The organism is Halonatronum saccharophilum DSM 13868 (assembly GCF_000517025.1).
GTDB classification, from domain to species: Bacteria; Bacillota; Halanaerobiia; order Halobacteroidales; family Halobacteroidaceae; genus Halonatronum; species Halonatronum saccharophilum.
Window position 1 is genome coordinate 675545 of sequence record NZ_KI912097.1, and the last position, 4269, is coordinate 679813.

The 4269-nt window shown below is 33.4% G+C and carries 3 protein-coding genes; all 3 read left to right on the top strand.

All coding sequences use genetic code 11. The annotated features are described in order from the left end of the window. Window positions 1–11 precede the first annotated feature (11 nt). Window positions 12–164 (top strand): ComEA family DNA-binding protein, encoded by a 153-nt coding sequence (locus HALSAC_RS16960; protein ID WP_281172370.1) that lies wholly within the window; start codon window positions 12–14, stop codon window positions 162–164. Between the two features lie 422 nt (window positions 165–586). Further along, window positions 587–2230: a glycoside hydrolase family 57 protein gene (locus HALSAC_RS0114520; RefSeq protein ID WP_027340865.1), complete on the top strand. Its 1644-nt coding sequence runs from the start codon at window positions 587–589 to the stop codon at window positions 2228–2230. A gap of 202 nt (window positions 2231–2432) precedes the next feature. Then, window positions 2433–4269, top strand: a 1837-nt coding sequence (gene glgP, locus HALSAC_RS0114525) for an alpha-glucan family phosphorylase (protein WP_245579494.1), incomplete at its 3' end; no start/stop codon positions are given.

Genomic DNA, 4269 nt, shown 5'->3' on the forward strand with positions numbered 1-4269 from the left:
ATAAAATAAATATTAATACTGCAGCTATGAGTGATCTAACAAAAATCAATGGTGTTGGCCCGGCTTTGGCTGAAAGGATAGTGGCTTATAGGGAGAAAGCAGGAAGTTTTAAAGAGATAAAAGATATTACAAAGGTTTCTGGGATAGGAAAAAAATTATTTTAAAAAATAAAAGACAATATAATTAACTAAGACTAAATTCGGGATGACATTTTTATCATCCCGAATTTAGTCTTTAATTTTGGGTTAAATAATAATCTTATAGATTGTTTAAATGAATTTAAACATTATAGTAGGCATACTATAAATAAGTAGAATCTTTTTAATAAATTAACTTATTTTAAGGGCTAAAATTATTTTTGTAATTATTAATAGTAATAATACATATAATTGGTAATATGTATATAAGAGTAATGATTAATTTCTCTAGAGGTTAATTGATTAATGTTTAGTTGTTTTTTTAGAAGTTTGAAGGAATAGATAAGTTTTTTAAAAAATTAAGTATTTATTTTAGAAATTAGCAGATTATATAGTTTAAGTTGTAGAATATTATATGATAGTTAAATTAAATTTTAGGAGTGATTATTGTGGGAAGCAAAAGAGGATATCTAGCTATTATTTTACATGCTCATCTACCATTTATTCGTCACCCAGAGTATGACGATTTTATGGAGGAACAGTGGCTATATCAAGCAATTACAGAAACTTATATACCTTTGATTAATAAATTTGAAGATCTTTATGAGGATGGAGTAGATTATAAGTTGACTATGACATTAACTCCAACCTTGTTATCTATGTTAACTGACAATCTTTTACAGGAGAGGTATTTGCGGTATTTAGATAAGTCAATTAGATTATCAAAAGAAGAGGTAAAGAGGACTAAGGAAAATAAAGACTTTAATAACTTATCTAAATATTATTTAAATAGATTTAAAAAAGCAAAAGAGACCTTTATAGCCTATGATAAAGATATAACTAATGCCTTTAAAAAATTTAGTAAACTTGGTTTTTTAAAAATAATTACTTGTGGGGCTACTCATGGTTATTTGCCATTGATGCAGGAACATCCAGAAGCAGTTAAAGCACAAATTGAGGTGGCTGTAGGTTTGCATAAGAGAATTTTAGGAGAAGACCCTAAGGGTATATGGTTACCAGAATGTGCTTATTATAAAGGTTTAGATAAGATTCTTAAGGAGTATGGAATTGAGTTTTTTGCTTTAGATAGCCATGGTTTATTGTATGGTAAGCCAAGACCTGAGTATGGTGTTTTTGCTCCAATATCTACAGAGTCGGGAGTTGCTGTATTTGGTCGGGAGCAGAAGTCTGGAAGACAGGTCTGGAGTTCTAAGGTAGGGTATCCAGGTGATTACGTTTATCGTGAATTCTATCGAGATATAGGTTTTGATCTTCCTTTAGATTATATTGGTCCTTATATACATCCAGATGGGATAAGAAGGGATACAGGAATTAAATACTATAAGATTACTAATGACAATGGTGATTTGAATAAGAAGAGCGTCTATGATCATAAGGAGGCTAAACTTAAGGCTGAAGAGCATGCCCAACATTTTATTGATGAGAGAATTATTCAACTTAAAGATTTGGAGGGTTTAATTGATAGAAATCCTATCTTTGTAGCCCCTTATGATGCAGAACTTTTTGGTCATTGGTGGTATGAAGGTCCTGAATTTTTAGATTTCTTAATTAGACGATTAGGGGAAGAAGAGGATTTGAGCTTGGTATCCCCTCTTGATTATTTGGAGTTTTATCCTACAAACCAGATATCTCAACCTTCTTCATCTAGTTGGGGAGCTAAAGGGTATAATGATATTTGGTTGGAGGAGAGTAATGATTGGATATATCCTTATTTGCATAAAATGGCAGAGAAAATGATTGAATTAGCTACAGATATAAGTGATCCTAGTGATTTAAATAGAAGGGCTTTAAATCAAGCTGCAAGGGAACTTCTATTGGCCCAAAGTAGTGACTGGGCCTTTATTATGGCTACTGGTACTACTGTTGAGTATGCAAGAAAAAGGGTTAAGGATCATATTCAAAACTTTGTCCATTTATGTCAAGGGGTTGAGGAGGATGATTTAGATAAAAATTTTTTAAGAGAGCTTGAAGAGAAAAATAATATATTTCCTTATATAAACTATAAGGTCTATAGTCAAAAAAAGAGTCCAGTTATTGTTGGTAAAGGGGAAGATATAAGTATAAAGGGGTGAGGAGTATAGTAATACATTGGCACTATCGTGCCAATAGCTTTGAGCTAGGAGTTATGTGCTTTGTGCTAAAATAAAGATCAAAATCGAAACTAATATAAATCGTTATTTTATAAAGAATTTTTATGCTTTTGAATTAGCTTACTGCACATAGCTCACAGCTGTGTAACTGAAAGTTGCACTTAATTATAATAATTATGTAGAGGTGATTTTATTGCGTTATTATGGAACTTTATCTGTTAATCCAGAACTGCCAGAGGAGATTAAAGGTTTAAGAGATCTCTCTTATAATCTATGGTGGTCTTGGAATTCTAAAGCTGAAGATTTATTTAAAGAGATTGATGAAGATTTATGGGTTAAGTTAGAAAAGAACCCTGTTAAGTTCTTATCTAAGGTAAGTTATAAAGTTTTAAAAGAGATAGGAGAAGATCAGTGTTTTTTAGAGAGATATAGAGCGGTAATGAGTAAATTTAATGATTATTTGAGCAGAGAAGATACCTGGTTTAATAATAATTTCGATTCGTTACCTGAAAAGAGAGTTATAGCTTATTTCTCAGCGGAGTTTGGTTTACATGAGTCTTTGCCTATATATTCAGGCGGTTTAGGTGTATTGGCTGGTGACCATTGTAAGTCAGCAAGCGATTTAGGCCTTCCTTTTGTAGGGGTAGGTTTGCTTTATCGGAATGGGTATTTTCGTCAAAAGATTAATAGAGAAGGGTGGCAGAATGCAATCTATCCTGAACTTGATTTCGACCAATTGGCAGTTAAGCCAGTTAAAGATCAGAATGGAGAGGACCTTCTTGTTTCTGTTGAATTAGCAGATAGAGGTGTAGATATTAAGGTATGGGAGGTTAAAGTTGGAAGAATATCTGTTTATCTATTAGATGCAGATTTAGATAGTAATTCTTCTGAAGATAGAGAGTTAACTTCAAGGTTGTATGGTGGGGGGTCTGAAACGAGGATTTCTCAAGAGATTATATTAGGGATTGGTGGAACTAGGGCTTTGTATAAGATGGGGTATAATCCTGGTGTATGGCATATGAATGAGGGTCACTCAGTTTATTTAGGTTTAGAGAGGATTAGAAATTTAATCAAGGAGAATGATTTTGATTTTTATCAAGCATTAGAGAAGGTAGGGGCCAACACTGTGTTTACAACTCATACTCCCGTCCCTGCTGGTAATGAGGTCTTCTCTTTTGGGTTAAAGGATAAGTACTTTTCTAATTACTGGGAAGAGGTTGGTTTGACTAGAGATGAGTTTATTAAGTTAGGGATGAAAAATTCATATGATAAAGGGTTTGGGTTGACAGTTTTAGCTCTACGTTTATCTCGCTTTAATAATGGTGTAAGCCAATTGCATGGCAAGGTATCAAGTGATATGTGGGAGGAATTATGGCCAGGGGTGCCAACTGAAGAGAATCCTATAACATATATAACTAATGGTGTTCATACTTTAACTTGGTTGGCTCCAGAGTGGAAGGAGTTATTAGATAGGCATTTGCCTAATGATTGGCGAGATAGGATTGAAGAGGATGAGATATGGGAGAAGGTCAAGAATATACCTAATGAAGAGTTTTGGGTTGTTCACAAGAAGTTAAAATCAAAGCTAATAGATCATATTCGAGAGAGAGATTTAACTAGAAGGAGAAGGTGTAGTAATTTAGAGGATCTTATTAGAGACGAGACCCTTTTAGACAAAGATATATTAACTATTGGTTTTGCAAGGAGATTTGCTACCTACAAACGGGCTAACTTAATCTTTAAAGATGTTGAAAGGTTAAAGAAGGTCTGTAATCAAGAAGGTAAAGAGGTTCAGATTATCTTTGCTGGGAAGGCTCACCCTGCCGATATTCCTGGTCAAGAGTTGATAAAGGAAATCTATAATATATCCCAAAGTGAAGATTTTAAAGGGAGAATAGTTATTCTAGAAGATTATGATATGAATTTGGCTCGTTATCTAGTTCATGGTGTTGATGTTTGGTTAAATAACCCTCGAAGACCCTTAGAGGCAAGTGGAACTAGTGGTCAAAAAGTAGGGGCTA